Genomic DNA, 25282 nt, shown 5'->3' on the forward strand with positions numbered 1-25282 from the left:
CATTTTAGATGAAAATGATAATTGTCCATTAATTGCAAATTTTGATCAGCTAGATTTTGATAATGATGGTACAGGTGATGTATGTGATTCTGATGATGATAATGATAGCGTTTTAGATGAAAATGATAATTGTAATACAACGCCTTTAAACACAAAAGTTGATATTAATGGGTGTGCTGTGTTTTCATTGCCTTTTAATAATTTTACTATAGAAGTGAAAGGCGAAACTTGTCGTTCAAGTAATAATGGAACTATAACTATTACTACAACTGAAAATCATAATTATATGGCTACAGCTTCTGTTAACGGCGAACTTGTAACTCAAACATTTTTAAATTCAACTTCTTTTCAAAATTTAGAAGCAGGTACTTATTCAATTTGCATTACAATTGAAGATGAACCAGATTACGAGTCTTGTTTTACAACGCAAGTTACCAAGCCTGATAATTTAAAGGTACTTTCAAAAGTAAATTTAAAATCAAAAATAATTTCACTTTACCTAAAAGGAGGAGATACTTATAGTATAGTATTAAATAATGAATTAATTCAAATAACTACAAATAATCTAGACTTAAATTTAAAACCTGGAATAAATACGTTAAAAATAACTACAAACACTGCTTGTCAAGGAGTTTATAATGAATTAATTGAACTTCCTTTTGAGGACATTAGACTATTTCCAAATCCGATAAAACAAGGAGAAAACTTTTATATTTCAACAGGTGGAATTAATACTTCTGAAATTGAAGTTTCTATTTATTCAACTTTAGGAAGTTTAATAACTTCAAATAATTATAAAAATATAACGAAGAGTAACTTGAAAATTGATGTTACAAATCTTCCAAAAGGTTTATATATGGTTAAGTTTTCAAGTTTAGAAATAACAAAAAGTTACACTATAATAATTGAATAAAAATAAATATCTAGAATTAAACCAAATTTTTTAAGCAGTATCTCATAAACTATGTAAATTTTAAAAACCTCAGGATTGAATTCAATCCTGAGGTTTTTTATTTTATTAGTTTTGTACTGAGAAATTCAAAGTCTTTTACTACAAGTATTTCGTATTAAAAAAATTGTATTCTATTTTTTATCCTTTTCTTCTTTTAGAAGGTTTAGCCCCAAAAGCACTTTTGCTATCTGAGCGTTTTCTCCCGAAACCGCTGTCTCCACTAGTGCTATTGGTTTTTCTATCCTTACTTCTGCGTCTTCCGCCTCCGCTGCGAGAGTTGCTATCACCATCGCTACTTCTGCGTCTTCCGCCACCGCTTCCACCGCGGCCAGAGCGTTTCTTTTCTGTAATTTCTACATTTACACCTCTACCTTCAAAACTAACATCGCCTTTTTGGAATGAAGAAATTGTTTCATCTTGATAGTTTTTATCTAATTCAAAAAACGAAAAAGTATCTAATATTTCAATCTGACCAATTTCAATATTTTTTGCAATTTGTTGATCGTTAATTAATCCAATAAGTCTTGCAGGATTTAATTTGTCTTTTCTACCAATATTAATAAAGAAACGTGTCATATTCTCATCATCTCTTCTTTTTCCTCTGGTATCTCTTTCGCTTCTTCTCATTTGATCGCTATCGTTCAAATCAGGAGCATTTTCATAATACGATAAGAATGTATTAAACTCTAAAGATACAAATCTTTTAATTAATTCTTCACGATCTAAACCTTCAAGTTTTTCATAAATGGAAGGTAAAAACTCTGCTATTTCAGTTTCGTTTACCTTAATATCATGAACTTTATCAATTAATTTTAATAATTGATTCTGGCAAATTTCTTTTCCCGTAGGAACAGGTGTACTTACAAATTGTTTACCAATTATTCTTTCAATTGGACGAAGTTTACCCTTTTCTCTTGAAGTAACAATTGCAATTGAAATACCTTCTTTACCAGCACGTCCAGTTCTACCACTACGGTGTGTATAAGATTCTATTTGGTCTGGTAATTTATGATTAATTACGTGCGTTAAATCAGTTACATCTAATCCACGTGCCGCAACATCCGTCGCAATTAATAATTGTAAATGCTTTTTACGGAATTTTTCCATAACACTATCACGTTGTGCTTGAGATAAATCTCCATGCAACGCATCAGCATTATAACCATCCTTTATTAATTTATCAGCAACTTCTTGTGTTTCTCTACGAGTTCTGCAAAAAACAATACTGTAAATATCAGGATTTACATCTGCAATTCTTTTTAAAGCATTGTATCTATTTCTTTCTGAAACAACATAATATTGGTGCGAAACTTGATCGGAACCTTTATTTTTTTCTCCAGAAGTAATTTCAATAGGGTTGTTTAAGTACTTTTTAGCAATACTTTCTACTTCTCTTGGAAAAGTTGCAGAAAATAATAAGGTTTGCTTTTCTTTAGGAGTCACAGCAAGAATTTTATCTAATTCTTCCTTAAAACCCATATTTAGCATTTCATCTGCTTCATCTAAAACAAGCCATTTTAAGTTAGAAAGTTTTAACTGTTTTCTATTAATTAAATCTACTGTTCTACCTGGAGTTCCGACAACAACTTGAGAGCCTCTTTTAAGTTTTCTAATTTGTTCATCAATATTAGCACCACCATAAACCGCAGCTACGTTACACCCTTTTGTGTATTTAGCAAACTCTTCAACGTTTTTAGCAATTTGTAACGCTAATTCTCTTGTTGGAGATAAAATAATTGCTTGCGTTTCTTTGCTGTCAAAATCAATTTGTTCTAAAATTGGTAAGCTAAATGCTGCAGTTTTTCCTGTTCCTGTTTGTGCAAATGCTTTTAAATCATTTTTTGATGATAGTACTTGCGGAATAGATTTTAATTGAATTTCTGTAGGGTTTTCATATCCCAAATCGGTAAGAGCCTTAATAATATCTTTATTAAGACCTAATTCTTTAAATGTCGACATTCTGTATATATTATTGATTTACAGACGCCCATCTATAAATCGGTTAAAAACGTGCAAAGGTACGCTTATATTTAATGTAATCAGGAAAAATTTAGTTTTTTTCTAATTTATTTATTTCTGAACTAAACTTTTGGGAATCTAAATAGGTAAATCCATTGGTTATAATACCGTTGCTGTTAACCATAATTGTACGTGGGTAATTACTTGTGAGATAGTTGTGTGCGTAGCTGTCTTTAGTGAGTTTAAATTGATTTTTTAAATTAAATAAATTAAAATCTGGATCTGATGTAAAGACACGAGAATTAGGTTGCATATTAATACCTACAAATAAAATTTTAGGATGCCTTTTCTCTAAGTAATTAATACGTTTTGTTAAATATTCTAAAGACATGTAATCTGTTGACCAGAAATAAATAACTGTATTTCTGTCTTTTATTATATCTTGAATATTTAAATTTGAGGTATCATAAGACTCAATTTTAAAATCTTGTAATGGCTCTTTATTTAAAACAAATTTACTATCATTTACTAAATTTTTTACCTGAGTTATATATGTTTCATCTGTACAATTATCTAAAAATATTTTTAAGGTTTCTTTATTAATTGAACAGGTAGACTCACTTTTTAAAAAATCTTCTACAACAATACTTTTTAATAGTGTGTTTTTAAATTCTTCAAGTTTTATATTTTCAACTATTGCATTTAATAGATTAATTGTAACGTCTGTTTTAGTACTATCTTTTTCTTTTTGTTGGTAACTTAAATTAAATAAATAATTAACTACATAGTTTCTGTATGGATAAAAGGATAAAAAGTTAGCTTCATTTAAATTAATATCTTTTCTAAATCGATAAAAATTAGCTGAAATATTTGGAAATTGTTCTAATTGATGAACTTTTTTATGGTAATATGGATAAATTTCTTTTAACCTATAAAGCGGATAATGTATTGCAGTACTTGTTAATTGTTGAAAACCTTTTGTAATATTTTCTTTATTCTTAGAAAACTCGTTATAAATTTGTTCTCTTTCTTTAGCAAGTGAATCTATTTTAAATTGAAAATTAAATTCATTTAAATTAAAATACTTAAACATCTCTTTTTCTTCTTTCTCATTTTGTAAAAATAGATTTATTAAAAACTCATTTTTACTGCTTCCTCTACCAGTATAAACTATAGATTCATCAAAATCCCATGTATTAAGTCGCACTAAAATACTATCATTTGGCTCTAGATAGATATATTGAAATTCGTTTCCGTGCTTAAATGTATAAAGACCCTCAGAAAGATTTTTGTACTCCTCAATAAATCTATTATTTTCTTTAAGAGTTAAGGTATCAATAACAATATCATTTTTTAATAAGAGTACAAAGTTTGTTCTAGGATTAATAATTTGACCCCCAAAATAGGTTGACAAAGAATCTTTTTTAATTGTATTACAACTAAAAAGAAAAAGGGTTAATATACTGCTTATTACGTATTTCATATAAAAATGTTAGTTACAAAAATACATACAACTTTAGGTTTTGCTTGTTAATATGGTGTTAAATAAAGTTTAGAAAAATCATAAAAATATTACTTTTAATTAAATGTTTTATACTAAATCTATTTTAGTACTTTTGCAGCGAATTTAAAAAAATAATATTAAATGCTTTCAGTATCAAATTTATCTGTTCAATTTGGCAAACGTGTTTTGTTTGATGATGTAAATACAAAATTTACAATTGGTAATTGTTATGGAATAATTGGCGCAAACGGATCGGGTAAATCTACATTTCTAAAAATTATATCCGATAAAATAGAACCTACTTCTGGTCAAGTACATTTAGAACCAGGAAAACGAATGTCCGTATTATCTCAAGACCATTATGCTTTTGACGAATTTCCTGTTTTAAATGCTGTAATGTTAGGTAATAAGAAGTTATATGATATAAAAAATGAAATGGACGCTATTTACGCCAAAGAAGATTTTTCTGAAGCTGATGGTATAAAAGCTGGTGAATTAGGTGCAGAATTTGAAGAAATGGGTGGTTGGAATGCTGAAAGTGAAGCAGCAACTTTGTTATCTTCTCTGGGAATAAAAGAAGAGTTGCATTATACATTAATGTCTGAATTAGATGGTAAATCTAAAGTTAGAGTGTTGTTAGCTCAAGCGTTATTTGGTAATCCAGATGTTTTAATAATGGATGAGCCAACAAACGATTTGGATTTTGAAACTATTGGTTGGTTAGAAAACTTTTTAGCAAATTATGATAATACTGTAATAGTTGTATCACATGACCGTCACTTTTTAGATGCGGTTTGTACGCATATTTCTGATATTGATTTTGGAAAAATTACACATTACTCTGGTAATTATTCTTTCTGGTACGAAAGTAGTCAGTTAGCTGCTAAGCAAAGAGCGCAGCAAAGTAAAAAAACGGAAGATAAAAAGAAAGAATTAGAAGAGTTTATCCGTAGATTTTCTGCGAATGTTGCTAAATCTAAGCAAGCAACAAGTCGTAAAAAAATGATTGATAGACTTAATATTGATGAAATAAAACCATCAAGTAGAAGGTATCCGGCAATTATTTTTGAACGTGAAAGAGAAGCGGGTGATCAAATTTTAAATGTTGAGCATTTATCTAAAGCAACCGAGGAGGAAGTATTGTTTAACGATATTCACTTTAATTTAAATAGAGGAGATAAGGTAGCGTTAATTTCAAAAAATTCAAGAGCTGTTACTGCCTTTTATGAAATTTTAAACAGCAATTTACAAGCAGATTCTGGGAAATTTCAATGGGGAGTTACTACAACACAATCTTATTTACCGTTAGATAATGCTGAATTTTTTACAGATGCTAGTTTAAACTTAGTAGATTGGTTACGTCAATACGCTAAAACAGAAGAAGAGCGTGAAGAAGTTTATTTAAGAGGTTTTTTAGGTAAAATGATTTTTAGTGGAGAGGAAGCTTTAAAAAAATGTAATGTCCTTTCTGGAGGAGAAAAAGTGAGATGTATGATGAGTAGAATGATGATGATGAGAGCTAATGTGTTAATGTTAGACGAACCAACAAACCACCTAGATTTAGAAACCATTCAAGCGTTTAATAACTCTTTAAGTAATTTTAAAGGAACAGTTATTTTTACAACTCATGACCACGAATTTGCACAAACGGTTGCTAACAGAGTTATAGAAATTACGCCAAAAGGTGTAATTGACAGATACACTAGTTTTGATGAGTACTTAGAAGATCCGAAAATAAAGGAGTTAAGAGAAAAAATGTATAAATAAAAAGTAATTTAATAATTTATAAAACAGCGGCTATATTTTACTTTGTAGAATATAGCCGCTGTTTTTTGTTAGACTATAGTTAAGAACTTAATTTCAAAGCTTATTCATACATTAAATATTTTAATCTCACTTTTTTAAATTCTTCAATAGCTGGTTGCCAAGAATTATGAATTTTTTGTGCAGATAATCCGTCTTTTAATTGTTTTTCTAGCTCTAAATTTCCAGCGTGAACAGTAAAAGTAGCTCCAAAAAACTTTTCAGTTTTTGGAGTTTTGTTATAAGCATCAATTATATATTTAATAGTTACTGAATTTAATCTCTCCACATTTTTTAAATCTACTCCATAACATAATTTATCTTGATGTTTTGGGTGTTTAGACCCAAAATTTGGTTGTGGTGTATAACTAAAATCGCTTTTTGGAAAAAATGGAGCACCATATTGTTGAAACTGATTTTCTGTTCCACGCCCAGCATTTATGATAGTTCCTTCAAAAAAACCTAAACTAGGGTATAGGTTTATAGATTGGTCGTTTGGTAAATTAGGCGAAGGTCTAATAGGTAAGCTATATGGAATTTGATGTGTGTAATTTTTTAATGGAATTACGGTTAAATCACATTTAACATTGTCTTTTAACCAATTCTCACCGTTTATCATTTTAGCATATTCACCAATTGTCATTCCGTAAACCAAAGGAACGGGATGCATTCCTACAAAACTTTTATGCTCCAATTTTAATGTTGGTCCGTCAACATAATGGGCATTTGGGTTTGGTCTGTCAAAAACTAATAATGGAATTCCACTTTCTGCACAAGCTTCCATAATATAATGTAAGGTAGAAATGTAAGTGTAAAAACGTACACCAACATCTTGAATGTCAAAAACTACCAAATCAATACCTGCTAATTGTTCGGCAGTTGGTTTTTTATTTTTTCCATATAATGAAATAAGAGGAATTCCTGTTTTTTTATCAACTCCATCGGCTACAGCTTCAGCAGCATCAGCTTTTCCTCTAAATCCGTGTTCTGGAGAAAACACCTTTTTTATAGTAATGTTTAATTGAAATAAACTATCTACTAAATGTGTATATTTTTCTTCTTCATTTTTAAATATAACCGAAGTCTGATTCGCAACAATAGCAATATTCTTTTGTTTTAAAAGAGGTACATAAAGTTTGGTTTGTTGTGCAGCTGTTAAAACTTCTTTTGAAGAAATAGTAATGTTTTTTATTGCAGTTGAATTTTTATTTGTTGTATTTGTTTGTGCACAAGAAATCAAACTAAAAAACAGTAAAAAAACTAATAAGAAATATGTATTTTTGGACAACATAGAAATATAGATAAAATTGAATTACGAATTATTTATTGCGAAACGTATTATTGCAGCAAAGCAATACAAAAGTAGCATTTCTTCACCAATAATAAAAATAGCAATAAGCGCAATCGCAATTGGAATTATTGTTATGATGATTGCTATTGCAACAGGTTTTGGGCTGCAAGAAAAAATACGTGAAAAATTATCAGGTTTTAATGGTCACATTCAAATTACAAATTTTGATAATAATAATTCAGAAATTACTTTAAATCCAGTTTCTAAAAATCAAGATTTTTATCCGGAGTTTACCACCATTACAAATATTGAAAATGTTCAAGTTTTTGCAACAAAAGGAGGTATTATTAGAACTGAATCTGATTTTGAAGGTATTATTTTAAAAGGAGTTGCAAAAGATTATAATTGGACATTTTTTAATGAATACTTAGTTGAGGGCACAATACCAGACTTTAATAATGATGTTACAAATGATGTTTTAATTTCCAAAGAGATATCTAATAGGTTACATATAAATTTAGGCGACACTTTTAATATTTTATTTGTAAAAGATGATCCTTCTAAGGCACCTTGGTTAAGAGTTGTTAAGGCTGTGGGAATTTATAATTCTGGTTTTCAAGAATTTGATGAGAATTTTGTAATTGCCAATATTCGTCATATTCAAAAAATGAACCGTTGGACAGAAGATCAAGTTGGTGGATTTGAAGTATTGATAACGAATTTTGATGAAATTGGTTTAAAAAGCAGCCAAATTTATAAAGAAACTGCATCAACCTTAAATAGTCAAAGTATTATAGAAAAGTACCCTGGAATATTTGAATGGATAAGTCTATTTGATAATAATATCTACCTTATTATTGTAATAATGATTTTAGTTGCAGGAATAAATATGATTACGGCATTACTAGTTTTAATTTTGGAAAGAACTCAAATGATTGGTATTTTAAAAGCTTTAGGAAGTACAGATGTTAGTATAAGAAAAGTGTTTTTATACAATGCAGGTTATTTAGTTTTAAAAGGACTTTTTTGGGGAAATTTAATTGGGTTAACTATTTTGTTAGCTCAAAAATATGGTGGATTTATAACACTAAATCCAGAAACATATTATGTAAGTGAGGCTCCTGTTTATATAGATTTTTGGTATATACTTTTATTGAATATATGTACACTCTTATTATGTTTATTAATGCTAATTGTACCAACATTATTAATTGCCAAAATAGATCCAGTAAAATCAATAAAATTTGAGTAGGAAGTTTGTCTTATATGTTCAAATATAAGCATAAAAAAACCCCAACCTTTGGGGCCTTTTTAATAGTTATTATGGTGTTTTTACGCAGTAATACCTCTATATTAATTTTCAACTAATACCCATTCGCCTTTTTGAATTAAAGGAATAGCCTGTTTGTATTTTACCGATTTATTTTCGCCACTCATTACATTTTTAATAGTAACTTTTTCGTTTCTACCAATTTTTCGCTCGGTTCTAACAATAGTTTCAACTACCTGAGGTTGTTGCGTTTGGTTTGTCTGCGTTTGTTCTGAAGTGTTTTTATAATCTTCTTTGCTTAACTGAACTTTTTCTCTTTTTTGTTCTCTTGCTTGTGAAACTTGATTGGCATCTTGAGAAGGTAATTCACCTTTAAATAAAAATGAAAGCACTTCTTTATTTACTTTATCAAGCATTTCATTAAAGAGTTCAAAAGATTCAAATTTGTAAATTAATAAAGGATCTTTTTGCTCGTAAGTAGCATTTTGAACCGATTGTTTTAATTCATCCATTTGACGTAAATGATCTTTCCAGGTATCATCAATAATTGCCAAAGTAATGTTTTTTTCAAAGTCAGTAACCAAGCCTTTCCCTTCACTTTCATAGGCTTCCTTTAAGTTGGTTACAACTTTTAATTCTTTGGTTCCATCGGTAAAAGGAACAACAATTCGTTCATATTTATCACCTTGATTTTCATAAACATCTTTAATTACAGGATATGCAGCTTTAGCACTTCTTTCTAGTTTTTCTTTGTAATTCTTGTAAACAACATCAAAAAGTTGATCTGTAAGTTCTTGTTCAGTAAGATTTTTAAATTCTTCCTCAGTAAATGGTGAAGAAGTTGATGAAAAACGAATCAATTCGAATTCAAAATTTTGATAATCGTTTGCAAGTTTACTTTCTCTAACTAAAGCGTTACAAGTATCATACACCATATTTACAATATCTACTTGTAAACGTTCTCCGTATAATGCGTGGCGACGACGTTTGTAAACAACTTCACGTTGCGAGTTCATAACATCATCATACTCTAGTAATCTTTTACGTACACCAAAGTTATTTTCTTCAACTTTACGTTGCGCTCTTTCAATTGATTTAGTAATCATAGAATGTTGAATAACTTCACCTTCTTGAAGCCCCATTCTATCCATCATTTTCGCAATTCGTTCCGAACCGAATAATCGCATTAAGTTATCTTCTAAAGATACGTAGAATTGAGAAGAACCTGGATCTCCTTGACGACCAGCACGTCCACGTAACTGACGGTCAACACGTCTAGAATCATGACGTTCTGTACCAATAATTGCTAAACCTCCAGCGGCTTTTACGGCATCAGATAATTTAATATCCGTTCCACGTCCTGCCATATTTGTTGCAATTGTTACAATCCCTGGATTACCAGCTTCTGCAACAATATCGGCTTCTTTTTTATGTAATTTTGCATTTAATACATTGTGATTAATTTTTCTGATAGAAAGCATCCTTCCTAATAATTCAGAAATCTCAACAGAAGTTGTACCAACCAAAACAGGTTGTCCATTATTAACTAATTTTTCAATTTCATTAATAACAGCATTGTATTTTTCTCTTTTAGTTTTAAAAATTAAATCTTCTCTATCATCTCTAATTAAAGGCACATTTGTTGGAATTTCAACAACATCTAATTTATAAATGTCCCAGAATTCTCCAGCTTCTGTAATTGCAGTACCCGTCATACCACTTAATTTGCGGTACATTCTAAAATAATTTTGAAGTGTTACAGTTGCATATGTTTGTGTTGCAGCTTCAATTTTTACATTTTCTTTAGCTTCAATTGCTTGGTGCAATCCGTCTGAATAACGACGACCATCCATAATACGACCAGTTTGCTCATCAACAATTTTAATTTTATCCTCCATTATTACATATTCAACATCTTTTTCAAAAAGTGTATATGCTTTTAATAGCTGATTCATTGTATGAATTCGCTCACTTTTAATACTAAAATCTCGGTATAATTCTTCTTTTTTAGAAGTAGCTTCTTCAGAAGAAATATTGCTGCTTTCTATAGCACCAATTTCTGTGCTTAAATCTGGTAAGATAAAGAAATTATCATCACCATCATCACCAGATAAAAAAGTGATTCCTTTATCCGTTAACTCTATGGAATTATTTTTTTCATCAATTACAAAATACAACTCCTCGTCAATTTTAGGCATTTCGCGATTGTTATCTTGCATGTAAAAGTTTTCAGTTTTTTGCAATAACTGTTTTATTCCTTCTTGACTTAAAAATTTAATTAAAGCTTTACTTTTTGGCAATCCTCTAAATACACGGAGCAATAAAAAACCACCTTCTTTTGTATCACCTTCTTTTATTAATTTTTTTACATCAGCTAAAACTCCGGTTAAGTAGTTACGCTGAATAGAAACTATTTTATCTACACTTGGTTTTAACTCGTTAAATTCGTGTCTGTCGGCATTTGCAGTTGCACCTGAAATAATTAATGGTGTACGTGCATCATCTACCAATACAGAATCCACCTCATCTACAATTGCATAATTATGCGGACGTTGTACTAAATCGTTAGGTGAGTGCGCCATATTATCACGTAAATAATCGAAACCAAATTCGTTATTTGTACCATATGTAATATCAGAATTATAGGCTTTTCTTCGTGCATCGGAATTTGGCTGATGATGATCAACACAATCAACACTTAAACCGTGAAATTCAAAAATTGGTCCCATCCAGGCTGCATCACGTTTTGCTAAATAATCGTTAACAGTTACAACGTGTACACCTTTTCCGGACAAAGCATTTAAATACACAGGAAGTGTGGATACTAACGTTTTACCTTCACCCGTCATCATCTCTGCAATTTTACCTTGATGTAAAACAGCTCCACCAATAAGTTGCACATCGTAATGTACCATATCCCAAGTTACTAATTTACCTTGTGCATCCCAAGTATTTGACCAAAACGCTTGCTCATTTTCGAGTGTTATATTATCTCTGGTTGCTGAAAGTTCTCTATCGAAAGGAGTTGCAGTAACGGTAATAGTTTCGTTTTCTTTAAAGCGTTTTGCAGTTTCTTTTACAACAGCAAATGCTTCAGGCATAATCTCAGTTAAAACTTTATCTAAAGCCTCATAAGAAATATCTTCTAATTGATCGATTTCAGCATATATTTCTTCTTTTCTATCAACATTTGCCTCGTGCGCTTCTTCTTGGAGTTCACTTATTCTAGAAGTAAACTCATTTATTGCTTTTGCAATTATTTCCTTAAAATAGCCTGTTTTTGCTCTTAATTGGTCATTTGTTAAATTAGACATTTCATTTTCAAACGCTGCAACTTTTTTTACAATAGGTTGTAATACCTTTAAATCGCTTTTTTTCTTATCTCCAACAAATACTTTTAATACTGAATTTAAAATACTCATGTTTTGTGTATGAATTTATTTTAGTAACCTTTAAATAAGGTCTTTTTTCTATTATTGTTTCGTAAGCGAATTTAAAATATTTAAATTTTAAAAAGCTTAAAATTATGTTTAAATTATAGTTTAAAACCAAAAAAAAGCCTCAACCGAGACTTTTTTTGAATTTTAATATTTTAATATTCATCTTCATTCCAGAGATAATCATCTTCGGAAGGATAATCCGGCCAAATTTCAAGAATGGATTCAAAATTTTCATCTGCGTCTTCAATTTCTTGAAGGTTTTCAACAACTTCTAAAGGAGCTCCTGTTCTTATTGCATAATCAATCAACTCGTCTTTTGTTGCAGGCCATGGTGCATCTGATAAATATGATGCTAATTCTAGTGTCCAATACATAACTTTTTTTGTATTAAATATTTTTGCAAAAATAATTTTTTTACTTAAAGATACAAGCTATTTCTTACTTTTTTTCAATAATAAAAAGAACTTGTTATAATTTCTCAGGAATCCAAGGGATTTCTTGAGCGTTATTATCAATAGTCAATTTTCGTGCCAGTACAAAAAGATAGTCAGAAAGTCTATTTAGATAGACAATTATTAGTTCATCAATAGTACTTTCTTCGTTTAACTGTGTAACTAAACGTTCGGCTCTTCTACATATACAACGAGCTATATGACAAAATGACACGGTTGTATGTCCGCCAGGTAATATAAAATTAGTCATAGGAGGAAGGTTTTCATTCATATTATCTATTTCAACCTCTAATAATTCTATAGATTTTATATCAATTTTATTAATATTAAGGCGTTCTTTACCACTTTTTAAAACCTTTTTTTCTGGAGCAGTGGCTAACATTGCTCCCAGAGTGAACAATTCGTTCTGAATTTTTATAAGCACATGGGATGTATATTCATCAATTTTTTGATCGCGAATTAGACCAATATAAGAGTTTAATTCATCTACTGTTCCATAAGATTCTATGCGTAAATGGTATTTTGGCACTCGCGTACCACCAAATAACGATGTTTTTCCTTTATCTCCAGTTTTTGTATATATTTTCATGATGCTATTTTAAACGTTAAAAGTTGCAAAGATACAAAGATTTGTTATTAGTTGGAATTTTGAAGTCAAACCTAAAGAGTCAAATGTGAGAAGGTTTATAGTTATAGGTTTTTAAACTTCCAACTCCTCATTTCTGATTTTTGTACGTTTCACTTTTTCCTTCTTTCTTCTCTGGCTTTTTGTCTTTCAAGTTTTTTAAAATAACCTCTAAATAAAAAATTATGTTTTAGAGCTTCTAAGTTTTCATTTAACAGGATACTACCTTCTTTAATATTCTTTGTTGTTTTATCAATATTTTTTACGAGAACGGTATCATTTACCAAATAATTTAACGCACCATCTCCATTCCTTATATTTAAAACCAACTTATCTATAGATGTAATTACCGAATCTATCTCACTACTAGTTGTATTTAAATTGTGTATTATTGACTTCATTTCATTAGCGGCTATAGAATCACTTAAAAGCACAGCTGCTATGCTTTCATCGTAATCTATGGCATTTATAATTTTGTTGAATTCAGACAATGATTTTGAGGCACTTTTACTGGCTGTTTGTATGTTAGAAATGGTGTTTTTTAATCCCATTGCTATGGTAGAATCGTTAATTAACATCCCTAAAGTTCCTTTTCCAGTTTTTATTGAAGTAGTAATTTTGAGTAAATCGGAGGTAAGTAAAGACATATTATCATTTGTAGTATTTAATGTTTCCAACATATCATTGGTAGATATTTTACTATATGATTTTATGGTGTCACCTGGTTTCAGTGGCGGTGCATTTTCTTTTTTAGGAGCAATATTTATTACCATACTACCCACCAAACCATCGGAACTAATTCCAGCTACTGCATTTTTTTTAATATGTTTTAAAAATTTATCTTCAATAATCATATCTACGCAAATAGTAGTATCATTTATCATATTTATAGTTTTTACAGTACCTACATTAATACCAGAATAGCGAACATTATTACCTAATATTAGACCATTAACATTATTAAAAACAGCACTAATTCTAAATGTTTTACCAAACAGATTTTGCCTATTCCCAATATAGTAGAGCGCTGTGATTAAAAATAGAGTACTTAGAATTATAAACAAGCCTAAACTGATTTTTTGTGAATTAGATTTTTTCATAGTATTGCTATTTAAAAAATTCTTGTACTTTTTTATCTTTAGAAGCAGCAAGCTCTTTATAAGTGCCTTCTATATAATTTATGCCATCAATTAATAAAATCATTCTGTTAGAAATTACCCTGGCACAATCCATATCGTGTGTAATTATGAGCGAGGATGTTTTAAATTTTTGTTGAATCCCTATCATTAATTGTATAATTTCTTTTGCTGTTATTGGATCTAAACCTGTTGTTGGCTCGTCGTAAATAATAATTTTAGGACGCAAAATAATGGCCCTAGCCAGTGCAATTCTTCTTTTCATACCTCCTGAAAGTTCTTCAGGCATTAAATCAATAGCGTTTTTTAGTCCAACACTTTCTAACGCTTCCAGTACTAATTGTTTGCTTTTATTGGCATATTCTGGAAACTTTCTTAAAGGAAATTCTAAATTTTCTCTTACAGTCATAGAATCATATAGTGCACTCCCTTGAAATAAGAAACCAATTTGTGTACGTAAATTATTAAATTCTTTTTGAGATAAGGTTGTAATGTCTTTTCCCATAATTTCTATAGTTCCAGCATCTGCTTGCATTAAACCTACAACACATTTTATCATAACAGATTTTCCAGAACCCGATTTCCCCATTAAAACAAGGTTTTCGGCTTCATATAAATTCATTGTAAAGCCATTTAATACATGGTTATCTCCAAAACTTTTTTTTAAGTCTGTAATTTTTAAAATTGGCGTTATGTTTTCTTGTTTTTTCATTGTTAAATTTCAAAGAAAATATCGGAAATAAATACTGCAATAAAATCTAATATAAATAGCAGCATGGAGGCATAAACTACTGCGGTATTTGATGCTTCACCAACACCTACAGTGCCTTTTTTACAGTAATAACCTTTAAAGCAACCAACCAATCCAATAGCAAAACCAAAAAAAAATGTTTTAATAGTTGCAGGTATCATATCGGAGAATTTAAGGGCATTAAATACTTTATTAAAATAGAGTTGAAAAGATACATCTCCTTTTAAATTTTCGATAAGTGCAGAACCAAATAAGGCAATTGTATCACCAAAAATTACAAGAAGTGGTAATGTTAATGTTACTGCTAAAATACGAGTAACAACTAAATATTTAAACGGATTGGTGCCTGAAACTTCCATGGCATCTATTTGTTCTGTTACTCGCATTGAACCTAATTCTGCACCAATACCAGAACTTAACTTACCCGCACAAATTAACGCAATTATTACAGGGCCAAGTTCGCGTACAATTGAAATACTTACCATCGAAGGCATCCAAGATGCTGCCCCAAATTCCATTAATGTTGGCCTGGACTGAAGTGTAAAAACCAAGCCTAAAATAAAGCCAGTTATACCAACTAAAAGTAATGATTGGTTTCCCATTTTATAGCTTTGTAATAGAAGTTCTTTAAATTCAAATGGTTTTGTAAAAACTTCTTTAAAAAAGCGTTTGGCAAAATATGCAAGTTCACCAATTTCTAGCAAAAATTTTTTTGTTTTTTGTACTATTTGAAGTGAAATTACCATAGATGAAGTATTAATCGCTTATCAAATATAGAATGCTTTACAATTTATTAAAATGATATTCCTCAATTTTTAGTTATCAGAAATTACTAAAAAATGATATTCATTATATAATTTCAAATTGTTTTAAACTACCTTTCATTTAGGTAAAAAGTTGATTTTTAAGAATATTTATATGATACCTACAAAGCTAATTTTAAAGAGTGTTGTTGTTTTGATATTGTTTTTTACACTTTTTTTTAATTTCAGAAACACTACAAATACTAGTGTTAAAATTGCTAAAAAACCTAAGGTTTTAAAAACTTCAAAATCTATTGTGGTCACTAAAAATGTAAAAATTAAAAATTACTTTTCCTATTTAGATTCAGTTGTAGAAAGCGTCAATGAAATAGAAAATTATAATTTAACAGAACATTTATTTGTACGCTTTAATCCTTGGCTAATTGATTCTTTAGCAGCTACAGATTATTATAAAATGATTGAAAAAGATTCGTTTGTTTACAATCAAAAAGAAATGATAGTATTAAAAAAAGGGCATCAATTATTGGTTCCAGATTCAACTGCTGTAGACTCACTTTTGACTATTTTTAATACAACATTTTTAGATATTAATATTCCAGAATATAAACTTCGTGTTTGTATGGATTCAGTTATTTTATACGATTTTCCTGTAAGGGTTGGACGCAATGAAAAAAAATATTTAAAAATGGGTGATAGGTTAACAGATTTAAAAACAAAAACAGGAATTGGGACTATTGTAAATCATGTTAAGGATCCAGATTATTATAACCCAGCAACTGGACGTCAGTATTTTTTAACACGAAGAGATGATAAAAATGTCACTAAATTACCTCAAATTCCTTGGATTGTAACTGAGATTAATGGTGTTAGGAATGGACAATTAATTCATCCAACTACAAATCCAAATACATTAAGTAAGGCGTATTCAAATGGTTGTATTGGAACTAAAGAAGGTGATGCTTGGGTTATTTATTACTATGCTCCAATCAACACAAAAGTAATTATTAGGTATGATTTAAGTACCGTAAATAAGCAAGGAGATACCATTAACTTTAAAAATATTTATGGATATAATATTAAACAATGAGGTTTTAATTAGGTTTATAGATGAGCCCTTCATTTTCAAGTGATTTTAATATTTTACGCACACATTTTTTTATGGTTTCTTTTACTTTTTGAGGATCTACAATATCATAAGTTCCAATCCAAACCAAGGCTTTTTCATTTTTACTAGTTAAGTTATATAATGATACTTCTAAATGAAATACTTTGTATTTGGTATAATAATCTCTATTATAATAAATATCTTGATTTAAAAAATAGTAGTTTTCAAATCCAAAGAAGGAATCATCAATTTTAAAAATTGCACTATCAAAGGGTATTTTTTCATCAAAACCTTTAATAGCTGCTATAATAATTGCATCAAAACCTAAACCTTTTAAATATTTTACTTCTTTTTCAATTGCTACTTCACCTTGTTTGTTAGCGTTAAATGCTGGGCTTAAAACTTCTGAAGCTTTAAGAGCTTCCAAATTTCTTTTAGTTAGAGCTCCTTTTAACTCTTTTTCATAAATGGATTTGGCTTCTAAGTTAGGAGTAACTCCTAATATTAGGGTTTTATTTGGATGGTAGTTTTTGTATTCCTTATTTTTCCAACTATTCGTGGTTTTTGTAATGTGGCAACTTAAAAATAAAAAAGTGAGGATTATGTAACCGTATTTAACCATTTTTATGTTGTAAAAATTGATACTAAAAATTAGGTTGTCTTTAAAGAGTTTATTGTTATGTTAAATTAGCCTGTCGAAATCGATTGTTTATAAGCAGATATATCGACAGGATAATTTAACAAGTAATAGTTATTTTAATTTACAAAAAATTTCCTTCAGCATCTGTTTTTATTCTAATACGTTTATCTCCATTTTCTAAAGTAATTTTGTATTTTTTAGTAATTCCTCTATCATCATGATAAGATACTAAATACACATCTTTTTTAAATATCCAATTTGGATATTGTTTTGCAACTGATTCTATAACAGCTCTAGGAAGTTTAACATCTTTAAATTTTTCTACGGTACGTAATATATTACCATCTCTATCATATGCAGCAAGAATATGACCATCAGGTATAAAAAAATCTACAGAATACGTATCGTAATCGTCACGATAAAATTCTGCATTCTTTAAATCGAAACTGGCAACTTTTTGTTCTAATAAAGTTACAGGTACAGAAACATTTTCTAGTCCTACTTTATTTAAATATTTATAATTTGTTGCCGCTATAACAACTTCAGATAATTTTTCAGTTTTTATCTGAGCAAAAGATTGGATGGCAAATCCAACTAGTAATAAACCAATAATTATTTTTTTCATAATTCTATTTATTTTAATTAATAAATTAGTATAATATTATATACTCTCAGTTTTATAATAATAAAATTATGTAACTTAAATTGTTTTTAAAATGATACTAATCAATTAGTAGATTGATAATTATTAGGTTTTAAAAAGTAAATGAGTTGAAAAGAATGTTGCCTTTAAATTGAGTTATTTAATCAGCAAATAAAAAACTATATAAAACTATGGTTGAAATATATATGTATTTTAAGGAAAATAAAAAACTAAGTTAAAGCATCAATAATTATTTTACTTATTGATTTTGCTTTATTTAAAATCATTATATGTGTTCCTTTTTCAATTGGAATACAATTTTTTATATGTTTAATTGGGAATATATGGTCATCATCTCCCTGAATATGTATTACATTTTCGAGGCTTTTTTCTTGTTTCCAGTGCAGTACATTATAAATTGCCCAATCTAAATAGCTGGCATCTCTAACCGATAAATACTCATCATATAATTTGACCCTTTTTTTTGCAAAATCTCCAAAGGCATAGGAAGAAAAATCTTCTAAATTTTTGATTGATTTTGAGGGAAATAACTTATAAGCTTTTGTTTTTTGAATTAATTTTAAGCGTTTTGGTAATTCGTGTTTGTTTTTAAGACTAGAAATTAAAATTATTTTTTTAACTTTTAAATGTTTGCTCATTTCTTGCACAATAATACCACCAAAAGAAACTCCAACTAAAACAGGGTTTTCTTCTGTAATTATAGCAGCCATTCTTTTTGCGTAATCTTCAATCTTTTCTTTTTCAGAAATGGGTAATAACCATTCTAAAAAATGCAATTCAAACCTGTCTTCTGGAAATTTTAAGTATTCAAATATTTTTGAACTTGCTGCCAGTCCAGGCACAAAATAAATATGAATTTTTTTTTCGTCCATGCGTTCATTAGTTTTGAAGCATTCCTAGTACAATAGGTTTTAATCCACTAAAGAAAAATTCCACTGCAATTACCATAACAATTAGTCCCATTAAACGCATCATTACTTTATTTCCAGTTTCACCTAAGAAACCTATAATTTTACTTCCGCCAACATAAATTAAATATGTTAGTATTAATACAACGGCTATAATTGATATTAATAATACTTTTTTGGGAACCGTTACAGCATCTTCCATTAATACAATAGCGTTTGTAATTGCACCAGGTCCACAAATCATAGGTATGGCCAAAGGAGTTATTGATATATCATCAACGTAGGCATCAATTTTATCTTCGTCATCAGTATGTTTCATATGCGCTAAACGTGCTTGTAGCATATCCCAACCCATGGCAAAGAAAATAACACCACCAACAATTCTAAAACTATTTACTGATATACCAAAAAAATTGAATAAAATTTGTCCAGAGAAAGCAAATAGAAGTAATGTAAAAAACGCAACTAAGGTTGCTTTTTTGGCTGTTTTTTTTCTTTTTTTCGGACTTAAATTCACTGTCATAGTCATAAAAACTGGCATTGAACTTAACGGGTTTATCAGTGTGAAAAACGAAGTAAAAATCAGTAACCCTAAAGTGTACATATCCTCTGTCATTATAAAATAAATTTAGGTTCTTTAATCCAATTAAAACGTACAATTCCGTCCTCATCAATTTTTGTTAGCTTTATTTCTTGAAGTGTATTTACTAATTCAGGATTCCATGGTGTTTTAACTTTTACATAATTTTCTGTAAAACCATGAATAAACCCTTCTTTATTTTCACTTTCAAATAAAACAGTTAATTTATTACCTAGCTGACTTTCATAAAAAGCTCTTCTTTTTTTAACAGATAGGCCTCTTAACATTTTACTGCGTTTTGTTCGAGTTTTTTTAGAAACTACACCTTCCATTTCAACAGCCTCTGTATTTGGCCTTTCGGAGTATGTAAAAACGTGTAAATAACTAATGTCTAACTCGTTTAAATAGTTATAAGTTTCTAAAAATAATTCATCAGTTTCCCCAGGAAAACCAACAATTACATCAACACCAATACAGGCATTTGGCATTGTTTTTTTAATTACTTCAACACGGTTTGTGTAAGTTTCTTTTAAATAGCGACGTTTCATTAATTTTAATAGCACGTCACTTCCACTTTGTAAAGGAATGTGAAAATGCGGAACAAAACTATTCGATTTCGAAACAAAATCAATAGTTTCATTTGTTAATAAATTGGGTTCAATTGAAGAGATACGTAAACGATGAATTCCATTAACTGTATCCAATGCTTGTACTAATTCAAAAAAAGTATGTTCGTGTTTTTTATTTCCAAATTCACCTTTTCCATAATCACCAATATTTACTCCCGTAAGTACAATTTCTTTAATTCCTTTTTCTGAGATTTCTTTGGCATTTTTTAACACGTTTTGCAATTCATCACTTCGTGAAATTCCACGAGCTAAAGGAATGGTGCAATAGGTGCATTTATAATCGCAACCATCTTGTACTTTTAAAAAGGCACGAGTTCGATCTCCAATAGAGTAGGAGCCAACATAAAAGTCGGCTTCTTCAATTTCACAAGAATGTACTTCGCCCATTTCATTTTTTGAAAGGTCGTTTATATAATCTGTAACTTTAAATTTTTCGGTTGCTCCTAACACCATATCCACTCCATCTACTGCAGCTAATTCTTCTGGTTTTAATTGTGCATAACAACCAATAGCAATTAAAAAAGCATTTTCATTTTTTTTAAGTGCGTTTTTAACAATAGATTTAAAACGTTTATCTGCATTATCAGTTACAGAACATGTATTAATTACATATATATCAGCCTTTTCTTCAAATTCTACACGGTCAAAACCTTCATTCTGAAAGTTACGTGCAATGGTAGAAGTTTCAGAAAAATTAAGTTTACACCCCAGTGTGTAAAATGCCACTTTTTTTTGTGTGCTCATTCTTGTACATTTAGCGGTTGCAAAAGTACAGAATTTTATTTTTATAAATTTGATTGTGAAAACATCAAAACAACCTTATGTAAAGTGGAATATGACTATGTTTTTAAAATAATGATTAAAATGGAGTAATCTGAACTTCAAAAATATCAACACCGTTAGATGTATTAAATAATTCTTTTGAAAGCAATTCGTAGCCAGTATACGGATATGCAGTAATAGGTTCTATACATAACATGTTAGAAACCTCTGTCCATAACATAAAATCGTTAAAACCTTTTGTTTTTATTGATAAATTGTATCCACTTTTTTTAATTAATTTAACTTCATCTGTATTTAAAATCGGGTATGCTGTGTTGCCTCCATTTATAATACTTGGAATAGAAATTTTTTCCTTTTTAGTTGTTACAATTTCATCTAAATTACCTTGTAACATAAAAGCAGGGTGGTAGCCTAACATAAAAGGCATACCTTTTTCTGTTCTAATTTCAAATGAAATTTTAAGTGCCTCATTTTTTAATTCAATTTTTTTTTGAAAACTAAAACTATAAGGCCAAGAAACTAATCGGACAGTAGATTTATCTGGATATTTTGAATTTACTATAGCAGTATAAGCAGCATATTTCTTTTTGAAGGCAAAACTCGTATCATCTTGATGTAAAATGGTATAATCTAATTCTCTTAAAAGTCCGTGTTGATCTTGATTATAATTCCCTTTTGGAGTAGAAACAATAAAGTTGTTAGCTTCTGTTGGGCCAATAATTGGAAACATTTCGGTGTCAGAATTGCGCCATCCAGGATTTCCTTTTTGATGCATAAATTCTTCGCCATTTTTTTTATAGCTTACTAATTCTCCTTTATCAATCTTTACTATTGAGTTTTTATCTTCGCTGATTAATATCATTTATACTATTTTTAATACAAGTTTTATATTTTCGGAGTTAAAAAAGTGTTCCGTTTTAGCGTTTTAATAGTTACTTTTCAAATGGGTGTTTTGCCAATGGTTTCTTTACAAAGGGATGAAACTCTCCTTTTGCTCCAATTGGCTGCGCGTGTCTAATATTATGTACAATTTCTATTGCCTGACGCGGAGCTTCTAACCCGTAACCGTTTCCGTTAATAATTTCTTCATAAGAAACTGTGTGTAAATCTGTAAATCCACCGCTAAATTCTAATTCTTCACCTTCAATGGTTATTGATCGATAAGTGCGTTGTCCTTTTGCTTTAATTTCATCTGGTAATACTTCATAATTTATTGATAAAAACCAACGAACACGAGCCTTTTCAAATTCTAGATATCCAGCAGATCTGTCGTGTGTATTAACATGAACGGTATTTTGTTTTAAATCACCAAAGATCCAAGAAAGCATATCAAAAAAGTGTACACCAATATTGGAGGCAATTCCACCAGATTTTGATACATCACCTTTCCAGGAAGTGTAATACCAATGTCCGCGTGATGTTAAATAAGTTAAATCAACATCGTAAATTTTATCTTTAGGTCCATTTGCAATTTTTTCTTTTAAAGCAATTATACTAGGATGCACTCTTAACTGTAATATATTATAGATTTTTTTACCTGTTTCTTTTTCAATTTTAGATAATGCATCAATGTTCCAAGGGTTTAATACTAGAGGTTTTTCGCAGATAGCGTCCGCTCCCTGTCTTAGGGCAAATCTAATGTGCGCATCGTGCAAATAGTTTGGTGTACAGATACTTACAAAATCTAATTGTGTGTTTTTTTCATATTTAAGCTTTGAAATATGGCGGTCAAAACGCTCAAATTCAGTAAAAAAATCTGCTTTTGGAAAATAGCTATCTATAATTCCAACACTATCGAATTTATCTAAAGCTGCAACCAAATCATTATCGGTTTCTTTAATTGCTTTCATGTGTCGTGGTGCTATATATCCACTTGCTCCAATTAATGCGAAATTTTTCATTACTATTTTATTCTTGGTTGTTTATTTTTTTAATTTGAGAATTTAATAAAGTTATTTTACTTGTTGGTTTCTATTTTGCTCAACCAACGTAAATTTTTCAACTCTTTATTTATTTCTATCTGCTTTACCAATTTGGTAATATTCAAATCCTTTTTCTTCTAGATTGAATATATTGTATTGGTTTCTTCCATCAAAAATAACAGGTGTTTTTAATTGTTTTTTAATTTCCTCAAAATCTGGTGAACGAAACTCTTTCCATTCTGTTAATAACAACATGGCATCTGCATTATTAAGAGTATCATATTTAGAATTTGAATAGGCTAAATTTTCAACATCTTTTAAATAAAATAATTGCGCTTCTTCCATAGCTTTTGGATCATAAGCTTGAATTTTAGCTCCTCTTTTTACCAATTCTTTAATAATATAAATTGCTGGGGCTTCACGCATATCATCTGTTCCTGGTTTAAATGCTAAGCCCCACACAGCAAATACTTTTCCTGTTAAATCAGTACCATATTTTTTTACAATTTTTTCTGAAATAACTAATTTTTGAGCATTATTTACCTCTTCAACAGATGTTATTAATTTAGGAGTATAATTATGGTCTTCAGCAATTTTTTTTAATGCTTTTACATCTTTTGGGAAACAAGAACCTCCATAGCCACAACCTGGATAAATAAAGCTATACCCAATTCTATTATCTGAGCCTATTCCAATACGCACTTGATTAGCATCTGCACCTACTTTTTCACAAATATTTGCAATTTCATTCATAAATGAAATCTTCGTTGCCAACATTGCATTTGCAGCATATTTTGTCATTTCTGCAGAACGAATATCCATTGCAATAAAGCGTTCGTGAGACATACAAAATGGGGAGTATAATTGCTTCATCTTTTTAAGCGCCTCTTTACTTTCATACCCAATAACTACCCGGTCTGGTTTCATAAAATCGTTAATGGCGGCTCCTTCTTTCAAAAATTCAGGGTTTGAAACCATATCAAACGCTAAATTAACACCTCTTTTATCAAGTTCTTTTTGAATGGTTGCTTTTACTTTATCCGCGGTTCCAACAGGTACTGTTGATTTATCAACTATTACCAACCTTTTTTGCATAAATGTACCAATGTTTTTAGCAACTTCTAGCACATATTGCAAATCAGCAGACCCATCATCTCCCATTGGTGTTCCAACGGCAATAAAAACTATTTCAGCGTCTGTTAAGGCTTCATTTATATCTGTTGTAAATTGAAGTGTATTTCTTTCAATATTTTTTTTCACCATAGGCTCTAAACCAGGTTCAAAGATTGGTAAAATAGATTTTTTTAAGTTTTCAATTTTTGTTGAATCTATGTCTACACAAGTTACTTTATTTCCCATTTCTGCAAAACAAGTACCTGATACTAACCCAACATATCCAGTTCCAATTACTGCTATTTTCATTTTTTATTTTATAATTTTTTTACTGTTTAATTGTATAATGCAAAAATTGTACAATTTTTCAATTTTATTTTTAATTATGGCTTCGACTCCGCTCAGCCAACGTATGCTTTAAACCTTTGTAACTTTCTAACTAATCTATAGCTTTCCATGTACTTTACAATTTAAAAAACCTTTTACATCGTATATTATTCCTTTTGGGTTTAAATATTTATAATAATCGATTTCTAAAAATTCGTTGTGTGAGACAGCTAATACAATACCATCAAATTTATTTTGTGGCATATTTTTAAGAGTTTCAACTCCATATTCATGTTTTACTTCATAACTATTTGCCCAAGGATCAAAAATGGTAACAGCTGTTCCAAATTCTTTTAGATTTGCTATAACATCTACAACTTTTGTATTTCTAACATCTGGACAATTTTCTTTAAAGGTGATGCCTAAAACTAAAATTCTCGAATTTTTTACTTTTATATCTTGTTGTACTAAGAGTTTTACCACTTCAGAAGCAACATAGTTCCCCATGCTATCATTCATTCTTCTTCCAGCTAAAATAATTTCAGGATGGTATCCAATTTCTTGCGCTTTTTGTGCTAAATAATATGGATCTACACCAATACAATGTCCACCTACTAAACCTGGTTTAAAGGGTAAAAAATTCCATTTTGTACCAGCAGCTTCC

The 25282-nt window shown here is 29.6% G+C and carries 22 protein-coding genes; 4 read left to right on the forward strand and 18 right to left on the reverse strand.

The annotated features are described in order from the left end of the window. Positions 1 to 913: T9SS type A sorting domain-containing protein (locus IEW75_RS08415; protein WP_188704013.1), on the forward strand; the 913-nt coding region annotated here is incomplete at its 5' end. Between the two features lie 177 nt (positions 914 to 1090). Here IEW75_RS08415 and IEW75_RS08420 read toward each other — a convergent pair. Next, complete coding sequence (locus IEW75_RS08420) at positions 1091 to 2911, reverse strand: DEAD/DEAH box helicase (protein WP_134246908.1); 1821 nt, start codon at positions 2909 to 2911, stop codon at positions 1091 to 1093. Between the two features lie 91 nt (positions 2912 to 3002). Further along, a complete protein-coding gene (locus tag IEW75_RS08425; RefSeq protein ID WP_188704016.1) occupies positions 3003 to 4325 on the reverse strand; it encodes a TlpA family protein disulfide reductase in 1323 nt (440 codons plus the stop codon). Between the two features lie 231 nt (positions 4326 to 4556). Here IEW75_RS08425 and IEW75_RS08430 point away from each other — a divergent pair, with 231 nt between their 5' ends. Then, positions 4557 to 6182, forward strand: coding sequence for an ABC-F family ATP-binding cassette domain-containing protein (locus tag IEW75_RS08430; RefSeq protein ID WP_134246906.1), 1626 nt, complete (start codon positions 4557 to 4559; stop codon positions 6180 to 6182). Positions 6183 to 6282: 100 nt separating this feature from the next. Here the strand turns inward: IEW75_RS08430 and IEW75_RS08435 are convergent, their stop codons facing one another. Next, positions 6283 to 7509, reverse strand: coding sequence for an exo-beta-N-acetylmuramidase NamZ family protein (locus IEW75_RS08435; RefSeq protein WP_134246905.1), 1227 nt, complete (start codon positions 7507 to 7509; stop codon positions 6283 to 6285). Between the two features lie 16 nt (positions 7510 to 7525). On the opposite strand from IEW75_RS08435, the gene IEW75_RS08440 reads away from it, so the two are divergent. Next, positions 7526 to 8761: an ABC transporter permease gene (locus tag IEW75_RS08440; protein WP_134246904.1), complete on the forward strand. Its 1236-nt coding sequence runs from the start codon at positions 7526 to 7528 to the stop codon at positions 8759 to 8761. A gap of 101 nt (positions 8762 to 8862) precedes the next feature. Here IEW75_RS08440 and secA read toward each other — a convergent pair whose 3' ends face one another. The 6 genes from secA to IEW75_RS08470 form a co-directional block, all read right to left on the reverse strand. Further along, complete coding sequence (secA, locus tag IEW75_RS08445; protein ID WP_134246903.1) at positions 8863 to 12201, reverse strand: preprotein translocase subunit SecA; 3339 nt, start codon at positions 12199 to 12201, stop codon at positions 8863 to 8865. A gap of 170 nt (positions 12202 to 12371) precedes the next feature. Continuing rightward, positions 12372 to 12593, reverse strand: a complete 222-nt coding sequence (locus IEW75_RS08450; protein WP_089376785.1) for a DUF2795 domain-containing protein — start codon at positions 12591 to 12593, stop codon at positions 12372 to 12374. Positions 12594 to 12687: 94 nt separating this feature from the next. Further along, the gene (locus tag IEW75_RS08455; protein ID WP_134246902.1) at positions 12688 to 13260 is read right to left on the reverse strand and encodes a cob(I)yrinic acid a,c-diamide adenosyltransferase; all 573 of its coding nucleotides are present in this window, start codon (positions 13258 to 13260) and stop codon (positions 12688 to 12690) included. 149 nt (positions 13261 to 13409) lie between these two features. Next, positions 13410 to 14396 carry an MlaD family protein gene (locus IEW75_RS08460; RefSeq protein WP_134246901.1) on the reverse strand — a complete coding sequence of 329 codons (987 nt, stop codon included), beginning with the start codon at positions 14394 to 14396 and terminating at the stop codon, positions 13410 to 13412. A gap of 7 nt (positions 14397 to 14403) precedes the next feature. Beyond that, complete coding sequence (locus tag IEW75_RS08465; RefSeq protein WP_134246900.1) at positions 14404 to 15144, reverse strand: ABC transporter ATP-binding protein; 741 nt, start codon at positions 15142 to 15144, stop codon at positions 14404 to 14406. A gap of 2 nt (positions 15145 to 15146) precedes the next feature. After that, positions 15147 to 15929 (reverse strand): MlaE family ABC transporter permease, encoded by a 783-nt coding sequence (locus tag IEW75_RS08470; RefSeq protein ID WP_134246899.1) that lies wholly within the window; start codon positions 15927 to 15929, stop codon positions 15147 to 15149. 172 nt (positions 15930 to 16101) lie between these two features. Between IEW75_RS08470 and IEW75_RS08475 the strand changes: the two genes are divergently transcribed. Further along, positions 16102 to 17034: a L,D-transpeptidase gene (locus tag IEW75_RS08475; RefSeq protein WP_134246898.1), complete on the forward strand. Its 933-nt coding sequence runs from the start codon at positions 16102 to 16104 to the stop codon at positions 17032 to 17034. Between the two features lie 4 nt (positions 17035 to 17038). On the opposite strand, the gene IEW75_RS08480 is transcribed toward IEW75_RS08475, so the two are convergent. The 9 genes from IEW75_RS08480 to IEW75_RS08520 all read right to left on the reverse strand — a co-directional run. Next, positions 17039 to 17674, reverse strand: a complete 636-nt coding sequence (locus IEW75_RS08480) for a hypothetical protein (RefSeq protein ID WP_134246897.1) — start codon at positions 17672 to 17674, stop codon at positions 17039 to 17041. 139 nt (positions 17675 to 17813) lie between these two features. After that, entirely contained in the window at positions 17814 to 18317 is a 504-nt protein-coding gene (locus IEW75_RS08485; RefSeq protein ID WP_134246896.1) for a nicotinate-nucleotide adenylyltransferase, read from the reverse strand. Between the two features lie 248 nt (positions 18318 to 18565). Further along, positions 18566 to 19228, reverse strand: a complete 663-nt coding sequence (locus tag IEW75_RS08490) for an alpha/beta hydrolase family protein (protein WP_134246895.1) — start codon at positions 19226 to 19228, stop codon at positions 18566 to 18568. A 7-nt stretch (positions 19229 to 19235) separates the two neighbouring features. Then, on the reverse strand, positions 19236 to 19880 hold the full coding sequence (locus IEW75_RS08495) for a MarC family protein (protein ID WP_134246894.1): 645 nt from the start codon (positions 19878 to 19880) through the stop codon (positions 19236 to 19238). After that, positions 19880 to 21217: a tRNA (N(6)-L-threonylcarbamoyladenosine(37)-C(2))-methylthiotransferase MtaB gene (mtaB, locus tag IEW75_RS08500; RefSeq protein ID WP_134246893.1), complete on the reverse strand. Its 1338-nt coding sequence runs from the start codon at positions 21215 to 21217 to the stop codon at positions 19880 to 19882. The genes IEW75_RS08495 and mtaB overlap by 1 nt, the downstream gene beginning before the upstream one ends. A gap of 115 nt (positions 21218 to 21332) precedes the next feature. Beyond that, complete coding sequence (locus IEW75_RS08505) at positions 21333 to 22118, reverse strand: aldose epimerase family protein (protein WP_134246892.1); 786 nt, start codon at positions 22116 to 22118, stop codon at positions 21333 to 21335. Positions 22119 to 22188: 70 nt separating this feature from the next. Then, positions 22189 to 23157: a Gfo/Idh/MocA family protein gene (locus IEW75_RS08510; protein ID WP_134246891.1), complete on the reverse strand. Its 969-nt coding sequence runs from the start codon at positions 23155 to 23157 to the stop codon at positions 22189 to 22191. A 105-nt stretch (positions 23158 to 23262) separates the two neighbouring features. Then, complete coding sequence (locus IEW75_RS08515) at positions 23263 to 24600, reverse strand: UDP-glucose dehydrogenase family protein (RefSeq protein WP_134246890.1); 1338 nt, start codon at positions 24598 to 24600, stop codon at positions 23263 to 23265. Positions 24601 to 24735: 135 nt separating this feature from the next. Beyond that, positions 24736 to 25282 (reverse strand): nucleotide sugar dehydrogenase (locus IEW75_RS08520; protein ID WP_308423318.1); only part of this gene is annotated, 547 nt, incomplete at its 5' end.

It is taken from the genome of Lutibacter litoralis (assembly GCF_014646675.1).
Lineage (GTDB): Bacteria > Bacteroidota > Bacteroidia > Flavobacteriales > Flavobacteriaceae > Lutibacter > Lutibacter litoralis.